Origin of the sequence: Sphingobium sp. TA15, assembly GCF_037101235.1 — a bacterium.
Classification (GTDB): Bacteria; Pseudomonadota; Alphaproteobacteria; order Sphingomonadales; family Sphingomonadaceae; genus Sphingobium; species Sphingobium indicum.
In genome coordinates this window covers 2,239,433-2,256,465 of the sequence record NZ_AP025355.1, presented here as the reverse complement: position 1 = coordinate 2,256,465, position 17,033 = coordinate 2,239,433, and the positions used below count along the sequence as shown (strand labels likewise).

Here is a 17,033-nt window from a genome sequence, read left to right as displayed (position 1 = left end):
GGAGGGAGCGATGGACGACCTTTCCTCCGAGCATATGCTGTGCGGCCGATCGCTGTCGCGTGACGATGTTCAGCAGCTCAGCCCCTCGACTTGCCGCCATCTTGTCGATTGCGACCTGGAAGAGGCCGACCTGTCCCGGCTCGACCTCAGCGGCTGGCACTTCGAGCGCTGCAACCTGCGGGATGCCGATCTGAGCGGTGCGAACCTGGAGGGTGCGGCTTGGCACGGCTGTCGGGGTGCCTTTGCCAATTTTACCGGCGCCGCCCTTGCAGAATCCAGCTTCCAGGCCAGCGATTTCAACAATGCCGCCTTCCGTCGGGCGAAGCTTTATGGAGCGCGGTTCAGCGGATGCAAGCTGACTGGCGCGGACTTTACGATGCTTCCGCCATGGAGATCGGGATCGAGGAAACGCTCCTCATCAATGCGCGATTGCCTGGATTTTCCTTTCGCCATGACAGGCTGCGGAAGGTCGATTTTTCCCAGGCCGATCTTCGAAAGTGCGATTTCCGGCAGGTGGTGTTCGAGGAGTGCAGCCTGCGCGATGCCAGCATGGCGGGATCGCGCTTCGACGGCGCGGACCTGCGCGGCGCGGATATTGGCGGCCTGCGGCTCGTCGATGCAAGCCTCTTCCGCGGCGCAACCCTATCGCGTGCGCAGGCCGGAGAATTGCTGGGCGAACTCGGACTGAAGGTGCGCTAGCGCCAGGCAAAATTCGCGGGCTTGTCGCCCAGGGCACACGCATGGCCAGGCGAGGAAAGAGGAAAATCCGCTCAGGCTTTCCCATGATGCCGGGGCGGAACGGGCCGCCTCAAGGACGACGGGGCCCCACCATTTTTCGTGGGGGACGCTGCGCTTTCCCCACGAAAAATCGTGACCCCCATCGCCGCTGGCGCGGCCGCTTCGCGGTCCTTGACCCGGCCCGTTCCACCGCGGGCGACGTCTTCATCTTTCGCAAGATGATGGAGGCTGGAATGTCGATTGAACAGCAAATCGAGGAACTGCGCGCTGAACTCAGCCACTGTCGGGACCGTCGGGAAGCGCGGCAGATCGCGGCTGAATTGCAGGTTGCGCTGGACGAACGAGACCGTCTAGCAGAGGTGTACGAGGCAGCCCCTTGATGACGCCAGCCATGCCCGGAACAGTGCCATTGGGCGCTGTCCCGGGCTTTCCTTTCGTTCGCGGCAGGACCGGATGGATGTCTTTTCCGGTGCGTGATGGCGGCGATGTACAGGATCGATGGGATGAAGGGCAGGCGGTCGAAGAGGGCCCAGTGCGGAGGGAGTCGCGGAAGGCAAGATAAAGGTGCCGGCACCAGAGGCCGTCTAACCTCTTGTCTGCACATCATTTTTCTTGGTGCCATATTTCGGGATGGATGCTTGTCCAGTGCCAAGTCCATCTGAAAGGCGCGGATTTCCGGGCTTTCTGGCGGCACCGCTTCCCATGGCGCGGAAGATGCCGCACTCTGGCTACGAGAGGGGCCAGAGCAGGAACCATGCGATGGCCGATGATGAGGATTTCGCGCCCCGGCTTGGACGGCAGGGCGCGTCGCGTGGGCCCAAGGCGCGGCGTTATGCCAGCAGCGTGGTCGCCGCCGCCAATCTGGCGCGCGGCGCGGGGCCAGGACGAAAGGGACGAGCCGGTTTTTCCGGCCATCGCTATGGGCGCGGCGCTGGCATCGGCCGGCTGCTTAGCGTTGGGACAAGCAATGCGTTCTTCCGGCGCCGGCGTGTCATCGTCAAGGCGCGGCTTGTGAGGCTGGGCGGCAAGGGCGGGAACCAGGCGGTTGACCATCTGCGCTATCTGCAGCGGGACGGAACCAATAGGGCGGGTGAGCGCAGCGCGCTTTACGGTCCGGGGGAGGACCATGCCGACGGCAAGGCCTTTCTGGAGAAGGGCAATGGAGACAGGCATCAGTTCCGCTTCATCGTCGCGCCGGAGGATGGCGATCGATATGAGGATCTGAAGCCCCTTGTCCGCCGTCTCATGATGCAGATGGAAGAGGATCTCGGCACGCGGCTCGAATGGGTCGCGGTCGATCATTATAATACGGGCCATCCGCACAGCCATATCCTGCTCCGGGGTGTCGATCAGGATGGCGACAATCTCGTCATTGCGCGCGACTATATCGGCAGGGGATTGCGTGAGCGTGCGGCGGAACTCGTTGAACTCGATCTTGGCCCCAGAAGCGATCGCGAAATTCTCGTCTCGCGCCGCGCGGAAATCACGCAGGACAGGTTTACATCGATCGACCGTTCGCTGCTCCGCATCGCTGATGGCCATGTCGTCAAACCTGTGGCTCTCGATCCTCTCGAGCATGACCTGCAGGCGAGCAGGCTTGGGCGTCTTGTGCGCATGGGACTGGCCGAGCCTTTGCCCACCGGCCGCTATCGGCTTGACCCCGATCTCGAAACCGTCCTCCGCGCCATGGGTGAACGGGGAGACATTATCCGCACGATGCAGCGCGAATTTTCACGGCTGCTGCTGGAGCGGTCGAGCGCCGACCGGCTGATCTATGATCCGGCCGAGGCAGGTACTCCGCCGCTTATTGGGCGCATACTCATGCACGGGCTTGCGGGCGAACTGGAGGATCGTCATTTTCTGCTGATCGACGGCATCGACGGACGCTCTCATTATGTGCCGGTCGGCAAGGGCGACACCGGCGATTTGCTCCCGCCATCGCAGGCTGAGGGGGACAGTTCTCAGCCGGGCGGCGCGGTCGTCGCTATCAGGCCGAGGGAAGCGGTCGTCCGCGAGGTCGATCGAACGATCGCCGCCATCGCGGCTGGCAATGGCGGGCGCTATGATCGCGAAGCGCATCGCCTCCATGACCCGGGCGCGCGTTCGGACTATGTCGAGGCGCATGTCCGCAGGCTCGAGGCGCTTGCGCGTGCCGGGGATATTCCCGGGCGTTCGGGCGACGGGAGTTGGGTCATCGCCCCCGACCATTTCGGTCGCGTGGCGGCGTTCGAGCGTCGGCAACTCAGGATCCAGCCCGTCATGATCGAGATGCTCTCGCCCGTGGGTGTCGCGGACCTGGCGACCGCCCATGCCGCAACCTGGCTCGATCGCACGTTGCTCGACGGCGATCCTCCCCAGTTGCGCAATGCGGGGTTTGGCCGAGACATGGCTGATGCGCTGGCGCGCCGGCGGCAATGGCTGGTGGAGGAGGGGTTGGCCGAGCAGGGCGAAGGTGAAATCCGCTATCGCAGGGATCTCCTTGCAGTCCTGCGGCGACGCGAGCTTTTGCGCGTGGCCGGCCAGTTGTCGCGCGAACTGGCCTTGCCCTTCGCCGAGACCGTGGAGGGCGAGAAGCTGGAGGGCATATACAGGCGGCGCGTCGACCTGATCTCCGGGCGCTTTGCGGTGCTCGAAAGGTCGCGGGATTTCGCGCTTGTGCCCTGGCGGTCGGTGCTGGAGCGGCGTGTCGGCCAAAGCGTGTCGGGCCTGATGCGCGAAGATGGGGTGAGTTGGTCCTTCGGGCGGGGTCGAGGCGGGCCGACGATCAGTTGACCTTGGGAAGACCGTCTTCATTTACGTGGAGACTGCCGCTCGCGATACGACACGCGAGGATGCATCAGGTGCGACCGGCCCCAGGCGCAAAGGAACCGACGAGGCCTTGCTGGTCCACTGAATCTTCACGCGGTGGGCGTAGGCCGCTGGCTGTCGGTCGCAAGGCTGTCAGCCCAGGCCTGAATATTCTGATGATCGATCACCCGGCCAGCGTCTACATCTGCCAAGGCTTCAAGCGTCATCTTGTGCCGCTCTTCCTCCTGATTGATCCATGCCGCCAGAGCCTGCTTCATGATCCACCTTCGTGAACGTTCGATGCGAGCGACCGGGGCATCGATCTTATCGGCCATCCCACCGGCACATGGGCCGTCAAGACCCCGATTCCTGTTGCCATCTTCATCACTCCCAATCGTCATGAAAGTTGTTCAAAAGGCTCTTGGCTTGGCAAGCAAATGCAACAGCCGTGGTCGGGAAGCGCTGCTCTTGTCCCTGCCCCATGATTGTGCACGCTTCGCTTCTCCAGGACAAGTTCATAGGTGCTTGCCAAGGGAAGGAAATCCCGCGAGAATCCCGGCATGAAAGCGGATCTTGATCACCTGCCGGATGTCCAGCGCGGCGAGTTGGCGCGGGTCCAGAAAATTCTCCTTGGTGAATTTGCCGAGGCGACGTCCCGCGCAAGCCAGTCCTGGAAGCGTAACGGACGGATTCTGAAGATCATCCTCTTTGGGAGCTATTCGCGCACGGATTGGGTCGATGAACCCGAAAATGGCTATCAGTCCGATTTCGATCTGCTGATCATCGTCAGCCATGCCGACCTCACTGACATCGCTGATTATTGGTATATCGCCGAGGACAAGATCCTGCACGATGACGCTGTGCGCCGCCCCGTCAACATCATCGTCCATACGCTCGATGAAGTGAATCAGGGACTGCGGAAGGGTGAATATTTCTGGGTCGATATCGCTCGTGAAGGAATCGTGCTCTACGAATTGCCGGGATCAAGTTTGGTAGCGCCGCAGCCGCTGACGGCTCGGGACGCTTATGAGATGGCACTAGCCTACCATCAACGTTGGATGGAAAGTGCAAACCGTGCGCTAGTCACAGCAGATGATCAGGCTGTGAAAGGATCTGAAGATTTAGGTTGGCGGAAAGATGCTGCATTCTCTTTCCATCAAGCAACAGAACGATTGTACATCTGCTTCCTACTCGTCCAAACACTGTATTTCCCACGCTCTCATAATATCAAGTTTCTCCGATCCCTTGCCGAAGACATTGATTCGCGTCTCATCTCCGCTTGGCCACGGGGCACAAGGGCAGAGCGTCGCCTGTTCGAACTGTTGAAGCGCGCCTATGTCGAGGCGCGTTACTCGGCTGCGTATGCCATTAGCATCGAGGATCTTGAGGCGATTGCCCGGTCCGTTCGCATGTTGCGGGATGCCGTCGAAACATCGGCATGCGAAAGAATCGAACAGCTTCGGGTGGATGCCGGGGCCTGATCGATCGGGCGATGATCGCCTAAATCCGTAGCTGACGTCCGAACTGAGCCGATCTGCGCCGATCTGCACCATGTCCTTCCGAAGCGCCGTGACGGATTCTTGAACCCGCTCGAACCGGACCAGTCCGGCGGGCGGGAGCAAAACCGTGACCCCGACCAAATTGCTGATCGGCCAGATCCTCATTGTGCTGGCCATCGTCCTTGCAGGCCTATGGGCAGCCACTCAATGGGCGGCGGCCATGCTCGCCTATCAGCCCCAGCTCGGGTCCGCCTGGTTTATGCTCGGCGACATCCCGGTCTATCGCCCCTGGTCGCTCTTTCTCTGGTGGTATCATTTCGACGCCTATGCGCCGATCGTCTTCGACAAGGCAGGCGCGCTGGCTGCCGCCAGCGGGTTCGTCGGCTGCGCAGCCGCCATCTTCGGTTCGCTATGGCGCGCCCGCCAGTCCCGGCAGGTGACGACCTATGGCTCGGCGCGCTGGGCGAGCCCCAGGGATGTCCGGCGGGCGGGGCTGTATCGGTCGGCCGGCGTCATGCTCGGCCGACATGGCGACCATTATCTGCGTCATGAGGGACCGGAGCATGTCATGGCCTTTGCGCCCACGCGTTCGGGCAAGGGCGTTGGCCTGGTCGTCCCGACCCTGCTGTCCTGGACCGGATCCGCGGTCATTCACGACATCAAGGGGGAGAACTGGACTCTGACGGCAGGCTGGCGCGCCCGCTTCTCGCATTGCCTGCTGTTCAATCCAACGGATGCGCGCTCCGCCCGCTACAATCCCCTGCTTGAGGTCCGCCGTGGCGCGGACGAGGTCCGGGACGTCCAGAATATCGCCGATATCCTTGTCGATCCCGAGGGCGCGCTGACAACCCGGAATCATTGGGAAAAAACCAGCCATTCCCTGCTGGTCGGCGCCATTCTCCATATTCTTTATGCCGAGGAGGAAAAGACGCTCGCCCATGTGGCGACCTTTCTTTCCGATCCCCGCCGGAGCTTTGCGGAAACGCTCCATCTTATGATGACCGCCAACCATCTGGGGACGAAGGAGCATCCGCAGGTCCATCCCGTCGTCGCCTCCGCCGCCCGGGAATTGCTGAACAAGAGCGAGAATGAACGATCGGGCGTGCTTTCGACCGCCATGTCCTTCCTTGGCCTCTATCGCGATCCCACCGTCGCGCAAGTGACGTCGCGCTGCGACTGGCGGATCGCCGATCTCATGGAGGGCACGCAGCCCTGTTCGCTCTATCTGGTGGTGCCGCCTTCCGACATCAGCCGTACCAAGCCGCTGATCCGGCTGATCCTGAACCAGATCGGGCGGCGCCTTACCGAACGGCTCGACCAGCAGGCCGGGACGACAAGCCGACACCAGCTCCTCATGATGCTGGATGAGTTCCCCGCGCTTGGCCGGCTGGATTTCTTCGAAACGAGCCTTGCCTTCATGGCCGGCTACGGCATCCGGGCCTTCCTGATCGCGCAAAGCCTCAACCAGATCGAGAAGGCCTATGGCGAACACAACGCCATTCTCGACAATTGCCACGTCCGTATCGCTTTTGCGACCAATGACGATCGGACCGCGAAGCGTATATCCGACGCGCTGGGGACGGCAACCGAACAACGCGCCATGCGCAACTATGCGGGGCACCGGCTCTCGCCGTGGCTCGCCCATGTCATGGTCAGCCGCCAGGAAACCGCGCGCCAGCTTCTGACACCAGGGGAAGTGATGCAGCTTTCGGCCGACGAGGAACTGGTTCTCGTCGCCGGCATGGCGCCGATCCGCGCGAAGAAGCTGCGCTATTATAGCGATCCCAATTTCGCCGCTCGTGTCGGAGCGCCGCCGCTGCTGAGCGACAAGGCCTATTCCGACATTCCCCCGTCGCGGCAAGATGATTGGAGTGCGCCTGCCGAGCGGGGAGGCACATTGGCTGCCGCAGCTGTCACCGGGCAGGCGGCAGACGAAGGCGGGCGCGAGCAGCATCGGCATCCGGCGTTTGAAACCGAGATTCGGACCGGCAGGCAGAATTCCGAATTGGAGATGGATCGCTCCATCATCGAGGATGAGGATGTCGTTTCCGACAAGCGCGCGATGGAGCAGGCGCAGCGCATGGCGCCGGTCATCCGCGGCCATGCCATCGATGTCGCGTCAACCCATGAAAAGGCGTTGGGGCTATGAAGCGCGCGCCCAAGATCCGCCAGAATCTCTATATCGACCGCGAGATCGGCGATGCGCTCGATGCCATGGCTACCGGCCATGCAGGGAATAAAAGCCGATTGGTCAATGATGCGTTGCGGACATGGCTGCGCCATCGCGGCGCGAGTGAGGCGGAAGCGGCGCTGCGCATGCGCCTCAATGAACTGTCGAAGGAACTGGCAGCTGCCCGCCGCGACATCGACATAATGGTCGAGAGCCTGGCTCTCTTCATCCGCTACCAACTCATGGTGACGCCCCCGCTCGGGGACAATGACGAGGTTGGACGCGCCCAGGGACGCCAGCGCTTCGAGGCGTTCATCAGCCAGGTTGGCCGCCAGATCGCGACTGGCAAGCGGACGATCGCTGCCCCATCGGCTAAAGGAGGCGAGGGGTGACCAGGCACGAAACATCCACGGCGACGGCGCGCGCTGAAACGGCAGCCGGACGGCGCAAGGCCATGCTGCACAGCGCGATGGGCCCGGCCATCGCTGCCGCGCTCGATGATCCCCGCGTCATCGAGATCATGGTCAATCCCGATGGCGCCCTGCGGCTTGATCTGTTGGGTGAAGGACGTGTCGATACCGATATTGTCCTTGGGCCCAGCGAAGTCGAACGGATCATCCGCCTGGTCGCCTCGCATGTCCGTGCCGAGGTCCATGCCAGCGCACCCATATTATCAGCGGAACTGCCGCCGCAGGCCGAAGGAAGGGCCGGCGAGCGTTTCGAGGCGATCCTGCCGCCGGTTTCGGCCGGTCCCTGCTTCGCGATCCGCAAGTCGGCGTCCCGGCCCTACAGCATTAGCGATTATGTCAGCGATGGCATCATCAGCGACACCGCCGCGGCGCTTCTGCGTTGCGCGGTGCATGAGCGGCGGAACATCCTTGTCGCCGGCGGCACCAGCTCGGGCAAGACGACCCTCGCCAATGCCCTGCTGGGCGAGATTGGGGCGACCGAGGAACGGCTGATCCTGATCGAAGACACGCGCGAATTGCAAAGCCCTTCGGTCGATACCGTGGCGCTGCGCACGCGGGCGGGCATCGTCACGATGACTGACCTGGTGCGTTCCACGCTCCGCTTGCGGCCCGACCGGATCATCGTTGGAGAAGTAAGGGGACCCGAAGCCCTCGATATGCTCAAGGCCTGGAATACAGGTCACCCCGGCGGGATTGCGACTGTCCATGCCAATGGGCCAGCCGCTGCGCTCAACCGTATCGAAAGCCTGGTGCAGGAGGCGGTGGCGAGGGTTCCGCGCGCCCTTATCGCAGAGGCCATCGACCTCATCGTCTTTCTGTCCGGGCGCGGCGCGTCGCGGCGCGTCACCAGCCTCGCGCGGGTCGATGGTCTCGACCCGCAGGGTGGCTACCGGCTCATCGAACTCCTCGTCCCTCCAACCCCCACAGGATTAGCTTTATGACCAGAAAATCATTCCCCCAACCAGCCGTCCTTCACGGTGCCGGGTCAGTCGCCATCATGCTCGCCGCTGGCCTTGCCATGGCTTCGGCCGCCGCGCATGCCGCCGGCTCCGGCATGCCCTGGGAACAGCCGCTCGAACAGGTGCTGGAATCGGTGCAGGGACCGGTGGCGAAGATCGTCGCCGTGATCATCATCATCACGACCGGCCTCACGCTTGCCTTTGGTGAGACCTCGGGTGGATTTCGCCGCCTGATCCAGATCGTCTTCGGCCTTTCCATCGCTTTTGCCGCATCGTCCTTCTTCCTTTCCTTTTTCAGCTTCGGCGGCGGGGCGCTCGTGGCATGAGCGCGATCGAAGGCTTCGACGTCCCCATCCATGCGAGCCTCGCCTCGCCCATCTTGCTGGGCGGGGCGCCCCGGGGCCTGTCGATCCTCAATGGCACCCTGGCCGCTGCGATCGGCCTTGGCCTTCAGATATGGCTGGTCGGGATTGCGGCATGGGCGATCGGGCACAGCATCGCGGTCATAGCGACCCGCCGCGATCCTGATTTTGCGCCCGTCCTGCTTCGCCATCTCCGCCAGAAGGGATATTGGGCATGCTGAACCTGTCTGAATATCGCTCCCGCGCCGACCGCATCGCCGACCATCTGCCCTGGGCCGCGCTCATCGCGCCCGGCGTGGTCCTCAACAAGGATGGCAGTTTCCAGCGCACATTCCGCTTCCGTGGGCCAGACCTTGAGAGCGCAACGGAAGCGGAACTGGTTGCCACCTGCGCGCGCGCGAATAATGTTTTGAAAAGGCTCGGTTCGGGCTGGGCGATTTTCTTCGAGGCCCACCGACGGGAAGCGCAGGGTTATCCCGATGGCGTTTTCGTCGATCCGGCTTCCTGGCTCGTGGATCAGGAACGGCGTGCGCAATTCGCGTCTCACGAGCAGCATTTCGAGAGCGTATATCATGCAACCCTCCTGTGGCTGCCGCCTGCTGACAGCAGCGATGCGGCTGGACGGCATCTTGTCGAGCGCGAAGGGAAGGACAGGCAGCGTGATTGGCGTCAGGCGCTCGGCGGCTTCATGGCCGAGACAGGGCGGATCATCGATCTGTTCAGCACTTTCATGCCTGAAATCCAGCCGCTGGATGATGCCGCAACCCTGACCTTTCTCCATGCGGCCGTGTCGGACCGGGATCATGGCGTGCATGTCCCCGAGACACCCTTCTTTCTTGATGGCCTGCTGGCGGACACGCCGCTTGTCGGCGGTCTTGAACCCCGCCTTGGCGGGCAGCACGTCCGTACGCTGAGTTTGCTTGGTTTCCCCAATATGAGCAGGCCGGGCCTGCTCGACGCCCTCAATCACCAGAATTTCGGCTATCGCTGGGTCACGCGGTACATCGCGCTCGATAAGAGCGACGCTGCCCGCGCGCTTACGAAGCTCCGGCGGCAATGGTTCAACAAGCGCAAATCGGTCGCGGCGCTGCTGCGCGAGGTGATGTACAATCAGCCGGCCCAGCTGCTCGACAGCGACGCAGACAACAAGGTGATCGACGCGGACCTCGCCCTGCAGGCGCTGGGCGGCGATCATGTCGCCTTCGGCTATCTGACCACCACGATCACGGTGATGGATCGCGATCCCGCTGCTGTCGAGGCAAAGGTCCGGGCCGTCGAGCGGGTTGTGAACGGGCTTGGCTTCACCTGCATCCGCGAAACCGTCAATGCGGTCGAGGCCTGGTTGTCGGGCCTGCCCGGGCAGGTCTACGCCAATGTAAGGCAGCCGCTGGTGCACAGCCTCAATCTCGCGCATCTGATGCCGCTTTCCGCTGTCTGGGCCGGGCCTGATGGCAATCGTCACCTCGCCGGGCCGTCGCTGTTCCAGGCAAAGACCAGCGGATCGACGCCGTTTCGCCTGTCGACCCATGTCGGTGATGTCGGGCATATGATGGTCGTGGGGCCAACCGGCGCGGGAAAGTCGGTTCTCCTTTCCTTCATCGCTTTCCAGTTCCGCCGTTATGCCGGTGCCCGCGTCATCATGTTCGACATGGGCCGCTCGGCGCGCGCGGCGGTGCTTGCCATGGGGGGCAGCCACCATGCGCTGGGCGCCGGTGATGGGGAAGGCGATCTGCTTTCTTTCCAGCCGTTGCGTAATATCGACAGGGAAAGCGAGCGCGGCTGGGCGGCCGAATGGCTGGGTGGCATTTTCGCCCAGGAACGGGTGCTGCTGACCCCCGAGATCAAGGACGCGCTCTGGTCGGCGCTCTCCAGTCTCGCAACGGCCCCGGTCGAACAGCGGACGCTGACCGGCCTGTCGCTTCTTCTCCAGTCCAATGCCCTTCGGCTGGCGCTCGCGCCCTATATGCTGGATGGCAGCCATAGCGGATATCTGGACGCCGCGGAGGAGCGCCTCGCGCATCGCGATGTCCAATGTTTTGAAACCGAGGCGTTGATGGGGCGCAAGGGGCTGGCCGCTCCGGTCCTCACCTATCTTTTCCATCGGATCGAGCAGCGCTTTGACGGCCGGCCGACGCTGATGATCCTGGATGAGGCCTGGAGCCTGTTTGACGATCCGCTCTTCGCCGCGCGCATCCGGGAATGGCTGAAGACCCTCCGGAAGAAGAATGTGGCGGTGCTGTTCGCGACACAGAGCCTTGCCGATATCAGCGAGAGCAGCATTGCGCCTGCCATCATCGAAAGCTGTCCCCAGCGCATCCTGCTTCCCAATGATCGGGCAGTCGAACCGCAATCGCGGGCAGCCTATGAGCGTTTCGGCCTCAATGCGCGCCAGATCGAGCTCATCAGCCGCGCGACGCCCAAGCGCCATTATTATCTCCAGTCCCAACGCGGCAACCGTCTGTTCGAACTGGATCTGGGACCGGTCGCCCTCGCTCTATGCGGTGCGTCTGACCCCGACACCCAGAGCCGGATCGATGCGATCATCACCGGACATGGTCTCGACGGATTTGCGGGCCACTTCCTGCGCGGCTGCGGCCTCCCGGCAGCAGCGGACGATCTTGAGCTTTTTCCATCCCCTGTTTCCCTCCAGTCCAAGGAGAAATGAGATGAAAGCGCGCATTCCACTCCGCAAATATCTGGTGGCTTCTGCCCTCGCATTGGGCGGGGCCGGTGCGATCGGCGGTGGTCTGTTCCTCCAGAGCGGGCCCGCTTATGCCATCCCCGTATTCGACAGCGCCAATTATGCGCAGAACCTGCTGACCGCTGCCCGAGCGCTCCAGCAGATCAACCAGCAGATCCAGTCGCTGCAGAATGAAGCGTCGATGCTGACCAGCATGGCGAAGAATCTGAGCCGCATCAGCTTTCCCGAACTCACCGAGCTGACGAATAAATTGCGCGCCGTCGACCAGTTGATGGCGGCTGCCCAGGGCATCGACTTTCGGATCGACACGCTCGACAGCCAGTTCAAGCGGTTGTTTCCCGACAATTACGACGCTGCGATGCGCAGCGACGAACGCCTGGCATCCGAGCGGGAACGTTTCGACGCTGCCAAGGATGCGTATCAGCAGTCCATGCGCATCCAGTCGCAGGTGGTGGGCAATGTTGCCCAGGACGCCGATGCCATCGAAACGCTGGTCGGGAAAAGCCAGGGCGCCGAGGGCGCATTGCAGGCGGCCCAGGCGACCAACCAGTTGCTGGCATTGGCCACCAAGCAGCAGCTTCAGATCCAGAATATGATGGCCGCGCATTTCCGCGCGCAGGCGGTCGAAGAGGCGCGCCGGATCCAGGCGGAAGCCGATGCGCGGGCGGCGACCAGGCAATTTCTTGGGTCCGGCACCGCCTATAACCGGAATTGAGATGAGGCAGCGCCGGTCCCGCCGCTCCCCCACGGCCGGACGCTGCCTCGTCGCGGAGCCTCGCTCATCAACAGCCCCTCTCGCAGCGGGGCTCCGCGACAGCAAACCCATGAGGACCCTGTCTCATGAATGATCTCAATGTCATCGACCAATTTCTCGCGGCCTTCATCGCCTATATCGACAGCGGCTTCGGCCTGCTGGGCGGCGATGTGCGGTTCTTGACGGCCACGCTGATTGGCATCGACATGACCCTCGCAGGGCTTTTCTGGGCGATGGGCGGCGAGCATGATGTGATCGGGCGGTTCCTGAAGAAAATCCTCTTCGTTGGCGCCTTTGCCTTCATCATCAACAGCTTCTCCTCTCTTTCCGAAATCATCTTCCGTTCCTTTGCCGCGGCCGGGCTGACGGCGGGTGGGGGCAGCATCCCGGCGGAGGATCTGCTGAAGCCCGGAAGGTTGGCCGGAGCCGGTTTCGAGGCGGCGTGGCCGCTGCTCGACCAGGCGTCCGATCTGATGGGGTTCACCAGCTTCTTCGACAATTTCCTGACGATCGCCATATTGCTGTTCGCCTGGGTGATCGTCATTCTCGCCTTCTTCATCCTTGCCGTGCAGATGTTCGTCACCGTGATCGAGTTCAAGCTCGTGTCGCTGGCGGGTTTCATTCTCATTCCCTTCGCGCTCTGGAACCGCACGAGCTTCCTCGCTGAACGCGTGCTGGGTCATGTCGTGAGTTCCGGAATCAAAGTCATGGTGCTGGGCGTGATTGTCGGGATCGGCTCCAGCTTCTTTTCGCAGATGGTAGATGCCCTCAAGGGGCAGGAACCCGACATCGGCGCCGCCATGAGCCTGGTGCTGGCGGCTCTGGCCCTGTTCGGCCTTGGCATCTTTGCGCCTGCCATGGCGTCGGGCCTTGCCGCCGGAGCGCCGCAATTGGGAGCGGGCGCCGCCGTTGGCAGCGCGGCTGGTGCCGCCGGGGTCGCGGTTCTAGGCGGTGCCGCCGCGATCGGTGGCGGCCGAGCGCTTGCCGGTGGCGCACTATCCGCGATCCGGGTCGGCACCATGATGGGGACGGCGGCGCAGGCAGCCTACAAGCTAGGCCAGGAGACTTCCGGCTCGTCGGGCATGGCCACCGGACTGAGTGGTGTCGCCACGGCAGCCGGACATGCCGTCCGCAACAAGGCTGCAAGCAGCCTGGGTATCGCCGACGCCGCCGAGCGTGGACGGGAGGTGGCCTGGTCGGCGCTGGGCACGGGCGGTGCAAAATCAGCCGGAGCAAAGCAGGGCGATGTACCGGACTGGGCGCAGGCGATGCAACGCCGGCAGGATGGGCGCCATCACCGTCACCTTGCCGCGCAGACATTGAAGGAAGGCGATCGCGGCGGCGCGGCCGTTACCCCCGACATTCACGAAAAGGACGACTGAGATGATCTTTCGACGAGCAGTCCAGCGTTATGGGCAGACTCCCGCGCCCGAAACGCCGTACCAGCGAGCGGGCCAGCTCTGGGAAGAGCGGATCGGAAGCGCGCGCGTGCAGGCGCGGAACTGGCGATTAATGGCTTTCGGTACGTTGGCCTTGTCAAGCGCGATGGCATCAGGCCTGATCTGGCAATCGCTGCAAAGCCGCGTTGTGCCCTATGTCGTAGAGGTGGATCGACTGGGTGAGGCGAGGGCGGTGTCGCAGGCCGAGGCGGATTATCAGCCGACCGATCCGCAAATCGCCTATCAGCTGGCGCGCTTCATAGAGAATGTGCGCGGCGTGTCGCTCGATCCTGTGCTGATGCGCCGGAACTGGTTGCAGGCTTATGATTTTGCCAGCGAACGGGGCGCCATTTTCCTCGGGGAATATGCGCGGGTGCGGCAACCCTTCGCCCGGATCGGCGAACAGACGGCTTCGGTGCAGGTGACGAGCGTCCTGCGCGCGTCGAACAGGTCCTTTCAGGTGAAATGGACCGAGAGCGAATATGAGCGGGGAAGTCAGGCTGGCTCGTCGCGCTGGACGGCGATATTGACCATCGTCACCAAGGTTCCGCGAACCGCCGATGATCTCCGCCGTAATCCGCTCGGCATCTATGTTGATGCGATTGACTGGAGCCGGGAGATCGAGGGCGACGCCACCCAGCTACCATCGGCCCCGTCCCGGACAGCGGCGGCAACAGCCATTTCCAACCCATCGGCCGACAGGATGGAGGCGCAGCCATGATCCATAAATCAACCATTTCGTTCGCCATGCTGGCTATGATCGCATCGCCCGCCATCGCTGATGGGAGAAACAGGTCGGCGCAGGCGCAGAATCGCGGCCTGGCAAATGTCGAACTCGCCAATCGCCATGCCACCTTGGGCCCCAAAACAGATGCATTCCTGAATGCGGTACAGATTTACCCTTATTCGGCGGGGACGATCTACAAGCTGATCACCGCGCCCGAACGTATAACGGACATCGCGCTGGAGCAGGGGGAAATGCTCGTCTCCGTCGCGAGCGGGGATACGGTTCGCTGGGTCATAGGCGATACGTCCAGCGGCAACGGAGCGACCAAGCGGACTCATATATTGGTCAAGCCCAGCCTGACGGGCCTGTCGACCAATCTTCTGATTATGACCGATCGCCGTGCCTATCATCTCGCGCTGGTCAGCACCGGACGCACCGCGCTTACCGGGATTTCGTGGAGCTATCCTGAAGATGCCCTGCTGGCGCTGCGCCGCGCGAATGACGCTGCCCGTGCCGCTGAACCCATCGCCGCAGGCATTCAGGTCGAGCAGCTGCATTTCAATTATGCAATTTCGGGCGATACGCCGACGTGGCGTCCGCTCCGCGCTTTTGATGACGGTCGCCAGACCTATATCGAATTTCCAGCGTCGATCGTTGTTGGCGATGCGCCGCCACTCTTTCTGGTCGACGGCAAGGGGGAGGCGCAGCTCGTCAATTATCGGCTCAGGGACCGCTTCTACATCGTCGACCGGATCTTCGATCAGGCTGAACTCCGCTTTGGCACCAGAAAGCAGCAGGTTGTGAGGATCACACGGACTGGCGCATCTCGCCGACGGAGGGCGTCATGAGCGGATCGGAGGCGCCGACAGCGATCCCGCCGAGCGACGAACGGTTGGGAGAGAGCGCTGCTCACCCACCGACGGAAGAAGTCCGGCCAAAGGAAAATCCTGCCGCGCTGCAAATGCGGGCACAACCGGTAAAAGCGCTGAGATTCAGGCGCAATATTCTGGTAGGCGGTGCCGCCATTTTTTCCATTGGAATGGCGGTCACGATGTGGTGGGCGCTGGCGCCACGCCGACCTATGGCCATCGGCATGTCGGTGAATGAGGCCGAGGCCTCGCGCCTGCCATCGGATCAGTTGGCAGGATTGCCCAAAAGCTATGATGCAGTGCCACAGTTGGGACCGCCATTGCCCGGCGATCTGGGACGCCCGATCCTGAAGCGGCAACGGGAAGAGGGTGATTTGGCTGGTGTACGGCCCGATGACGCTGATGCAAGAGCTGCGGCTGCCGCCCGCGAAAAAGCCGCTGCCGATCTAGAAGCTGCCCGGCAATCTTCCTTGCTGGTGATCACCGCGCAAAAGGCTGGAGAAGCAGCCAGCGCCCAACTCGTGGCGCAGCCGCAGGTTACGCCGGCAGCAAACGTGCCAGAGGCGTCGGCGCCCGATCAGGATCTCGATCCAAACGGGCAGGCGAGGAAGCAGCGTTTCATGATGTCGTCTCAGACAGAGGGCGACGTCAATTTGCACAGTCTGGAGCCGCCCATGTCGCCAAACATAGTGTCAGCCGGTAGTGTGATTGCCGCAAGTCTGATCACTGGCCTGCGATCCGACCTGCCCGGCCTTGTGACTGCCCAGGTCTCGGAACGTGTTTACGACAGTCCAAGCGGTCAAACCTTGCTCATTCCCCAGGGAGCGCGGCTGATCGGCCGCTACGGTAGCGCCATCAGCTATGGGCAGAACCGCGCCCTGGTCATCTGGCAGCGTATCATCATGCCCGACGGCAGTGCAATCCGGCTGGACAATGCGCCGGCGACCGACACATCCGGCTATGCGGGGCTGGCGGACAAGGTCGATCATCATAGCCTGCAATTGCTGCAGGGCGTGGCGATATCGACCTTGCTGGGTGTTGGCGCCAATCTCTCCATTTCCGGTGAGAGCGATCTGGTGCGGGCTGTTCGCGAGGCGGCCCAGCAGAATGTGTCCCGGGCGGGCGATCAGATCATTTCGCGTAATCTGCAGGTGCAGCCGACGATCATCATTCGTCCGGGAACGCCGGTACGATTGCTGGTCCATCGTGATCTCGTCCTGCCGCCATGGAAAGAATAGGAGCAGCGTATGGCTGATCTCAAACTGCCGCGTATTCCTGATCGGAAGCCCGTGAAGTTCACAATTTCGATTCTCCCACACCTCCATCAGGCAATTATCGAATATGCGGCTTTATATAGCCAGACTTACGGCAGGGAGGAGCCCATCACGGAATTGATACCGGCGATGCTGGAGGCCTTTCTTGAAAGCGATCGATTGTTTGGTGCCAAGCGCAGGAATGGGTTCAAGTCCGGCTGAAACGCACAATTGCCGTCAAATCCCTTGCAGGCGGACCGCACGCATGTTGGTAGCCAGCTACCTTCGCGCCTTGTGGAGGAAGA

Annotated in this window: 16 protein-coding genes and 1 pseudogene; 16 read left to right on the top strand and 1 reads right to left on the bottom strand. The window is 62.5% G+C overall.

What is annotated here, in order from left to right:
* Positions 1–10 precede the first annotated feature (10 nt).
* The 3 genes and pseudogenes from Sj15T_RS11250 to rlxS all read left to right on the top strand — a co-directional run bounded on the left by Sj15T_RS11250 (position 11) and on the right by rlxS (position 3,510).
* Positions 11–699 (top strand): annotated as a pseudogene (locus Sj15T_RS11250) (pentapeptide repeat-containing protein).
* A 272-nt stretch (positions 700–971) separates the two neighbouring features.
* Positions 972–1,118, top strand: a complete 147-nt coding sequence (locus Sj15T_RS11245) for a hypothetical protein (RefSeq protein ID WP_167532622.1) — start codon at positions 972–974, stop codon at positions 1,116–1,118.
* A 379-nt stretch (positions 1,119–1,497) separates the two neighbouring features.
* Positions 1,498–3,510, top strand: a complete 2,013-nt coding sequence (rlxS, locus tag Sj15T_RS11240; RefSeq protein WP_013041101.1) for a relaxase/mobilization nuclease RlxS — start codon at positions 1,498–1,500, stop codon at positions 3,508–3,510.
* A gap of 125 nt (positions 3,511–3,635) precedes the next feature.
* Here rlxS and Sj15T_RS11235 read toward each other — a convergent pair whose 3' ends face one another.
* Complete coding sequence (locus Sj15T_RS11235; RefSeq protein ID WP_041386067.1) at positions 3,636–3,860, bottom strand: CopG family transcriptional regulator; 225 nt, start codon at positions 3,858–3,860, stop codon at positions 3,636–3,638.
* 225 nt (positions 3,861–4,085) lie between these two features.
* On the opposite strand from Sj15T_RS11235, the gene Sj15T_RS11230 reads away from it, so the two are divergent.
* The 13 genes from Sj15T_RS11230 (at position 4,086) to Sj15T_RS11170 (ending at position 16,950) form a co-directional block, all read left to right on the top strand.
* Positions 4,086–5,006 (top strand): HEPN domain-containing protein, encoded by a 921-nt coding sequence (locus Sj15T_RS11230; protein ID WP_041386066.1) that lies wholly within the window; start codon positions 4,086–4,088, stop codon positions 5,004–5,006.
* Positions 5,007–5,151: 145 nt separating this feature from the next.
* Positions 5,152–7,173, top strand: coding sequence for a conjugal transfer protein TraG (locus Sj15T_RS11225; protein ID WP_013041098.1), 2,022 nt, complete (start codon positions 5,152–5,154; stop codon positions 7,171–7,173).
* On the top strand, positions 7,170–7,586 hold the full coding sequence (locus Sj15T_RS11220) for a hypothetical protein (protein WP_013041097.1): 417 nt from the start codon (positions 7,170–7,172) through the stop codon (positions 7,584–7,586). The genes Sj15T_RS11225 and Sj15T_RS11220 overlap by 4 nt, the downstream gene beginning before the upstream one ends.
* A 62-nt stretch (positions 7,587–7,648) precedes the next feature.
* A complete protein-coding gene (gene trbB / locus Sj15T_RS11215; RefSeq protein WP_049775175.1) occupies positions 7,649–8,605 on the top strand; it encodes a P-type conjugative transfer ATPase TrbB in 957 nt (318 codons plus the stop codon).
* Positions 8,602–8,949 (top strand): TrbC/VirB2 family protein, encoded by a 348-nt coding sequence (locus Sj15T_RS11210; RefSeq protein WP_197532066.1) that lies wholly within the window; start codon positions 8,602–8,604, stop codon positions 8,947–8,949. The genes trbB and Sj15T_RS11210 overlap by 4 nt, the downstream gene beginning before the upstream one ends.
* Complete coding sequence (locus tag Sj15T_RS11205; protein ID WP_013041094.1) at positions 8,946–9,206, top strand: VirB3 family type IV secretion system protein; 261 nt, start codon at positions 8,946–8,948, stop codon at positions 9,204–9,206. Before Sj15T_RS11210 ends, Sj15T_RS11205 begins: the two co-directional genes overlap by 4 nt.
* Positions 9,200–11,650 carry a conjugal transfer protein TrbE gene (gene trbE, locus Sj15T_RS11200; RefSeq protein ID WP_013041093.1) on the top strand — a complete coding sequence of 817 codons (2,451 nt, stop codon included), beginning with the start codon at positions 9,200–9,202 and terminating at the stop codon, positions 11,648–11,650. Before Sj15T_RS11205 ends, trbE begins: the two co-directional genes overlap by 7 nt.
* Position 11,651: 1 nt before the next feature.
* A complete protein-coding gene (gene trbJ, locus Sj15T_RS11195; RefSeq protein ID WP_013041092.1) occupies positions 11,652–12,401 on the top strand; it encodes a P-type conjugative transfer protein TrbJ in 750 nt (249 codons plus the stop codon).
* A gap of 125 nt (positions 12,402–12,526) precedes the next feature.
* Entirely contained in the window at positions 12,527–13,822 is a 1,296-nt protein-coding gene (gene trbL / locus Sj15T_RS11190; RefSeq protein WP_013041091.1) for a P-type conjugative transfer protein TrbL, read from the top strand.
* A 1-nt stretch (position 13,823) separates the two neighbouring features.
* Positions 13,824–14,600, top strand: coding sequence for a conjugal transfer protein TrbF (gene trbF, locus Sj15T_RS11185; RefSeq protein ID WP_013041090.1), 777 nt, complete (start codon positions 13,824–13,826; stop codon positions 14,598–14,600).
* Positions 14,597–15,454: a P-type conjugative transfer protein TrbG gene (gene trbG / locus Sj15T_RS11180; RefSeq protein ID WP_013041089.1), complete on the top strand. Its 858-nt coding sequence runs from the start codon at positions 14,597–14,599 to the stop codon at positions 15,452–15,454. Before trbF ends, trbG begins: the two co-directional genes overlap by 4 nt.
* Positions 15,451–16,713 carry a TrbI/VirB10 family protein gene (locus Sj15T_RS11175; RefSeq protein WP_013041088.1) on the top strand — a complete coding sequence of 421 codons (1,263 nt, stop codon included), beginning with the start codon at positions 15,451–15,453 and terminating at the stop codon, positions 16,711–16,713. Before trbG ends, Sj15T_RS11175 begins: the two co-directional genes overlap by 4 nt.
* Before the next feature lie 9 nt (positions 16,714–16,722).
* Entirely contained in the window at positions 16,723–16,950 is a 228-nt protein-coding gene (locus tag Sj15T_RS11170) for a DUF2274 domain-containing protein (RefSeq protein WP_013041087.1), read from the top strand.
* Positions 16,951–17,033: the final 83 nt, after the last annotated feature.

Excerpts from the sequence above, each read along its gene's own strand:
- Sj15T_RS11245 (WP_167532622.1), top strand. The coding sequence starts at position 972 with ATGTCGATTGAACAGCAAATCGAGGAACTGCGCGCTGAACTCAGCCAC.
- rlxS (WP_013041101.1), top strand. The coding sequence starts at position 1,498 with ATGGCCGATGATGAGGATTTCGCGCCCCGGCTTGGACGGCAGGGCGCG.
- Sj15T_RS11235 (WP_041386067.1), bottom strand. The coding sequence starts at position 3,860 with ATGGCCGATAAGATCGATGCCCCGGTCGCTCGCATCGAACGTTCACGA.
- Sj15T_RS11230 (WP_041386066.1), top strand. The coding sequence starts at position 4,086 with ATGAAAGCGGATCTTGATCACCTGCCGGATGTCCAGCGCGGCGAGTTG.
- Sj15T_RS11220 (WP_013041097.1), top strand. The coding sequence starts at position 7,170 with ATGAAGCGCGCGCCCAAGATCCGCCAGAATCTCTATATCGACCGCGAG.
- trbB (WP_049775175.1), top strand. The coding sequence starts at position 7,649 with ATGCTGCACAGCGCGATGGGCCCGGCCATCGCTGCCGCGCTCGATGAT.
- Sj15T_RS11210 (WP_197532066.1), top strand. The coding sequence starts at position 8,602 with ATGACCAGAAAATCATTCCCCCAACCAGCCGTCCTTCACGGTGCCGGG.
- Sj15T_RS11205 (WP_013041094.1), top strand. The coding sequence starts at position 8,946 with ATGAGCGCGATCGAAGGCTTCGACGTCCCCATCCATGCGAGCCTCGCC.
- trbE (WP_013041093.1), top strand. The coding sequence starts at position 9,200 with ATGCTGAACCTGTCTGAATATCGCTCCCGCGCCGACCGCATCGCCGAC.
- trbJ (WP_013041092.1), top strand. The coding sequence starts at position 11,652 with ATGAAAGCGCGCATTCCACTCCGCAAATATCTGGTGGCTTCTGCCCTC.
- trbL (WP_013041091.1), top strand. The coding sequence starts at position 12,527 with ATGAATGATCTCAATGTCATCGACCAATTTCTCGCGGCCTTCATCGCC.
- trbF (WP_013041090.1), top strand. The coding sequence starts at position 13,824 with ATGATCTTTCGACGAGCAGTCCAGCGTTATGGGCAGACTCCCGCGCCC.
- trbG (WP_013041089.1), top strand. The coding sequence starts at position 14,597 with ATGATCCATAAATCAACCATTTCGTTCGCCATGCTGGCTATGATCGCA.
- Sj15T_RS11175 (WP_013041088.1), top strand. The coding sequence starts at position 15,451 with ATGAGCGGATCGGAGGCGCCGACAGCGATCCCGCCGAGCGACGAACGG.
- Sj15T_RS11170 (WP_013041087.1), top strand. The coding sequence starts at position 16,723 with ATGGCTGATCTCAAACTGCCGCGTATTCCTGATCGGAAGCCCGTGAAG.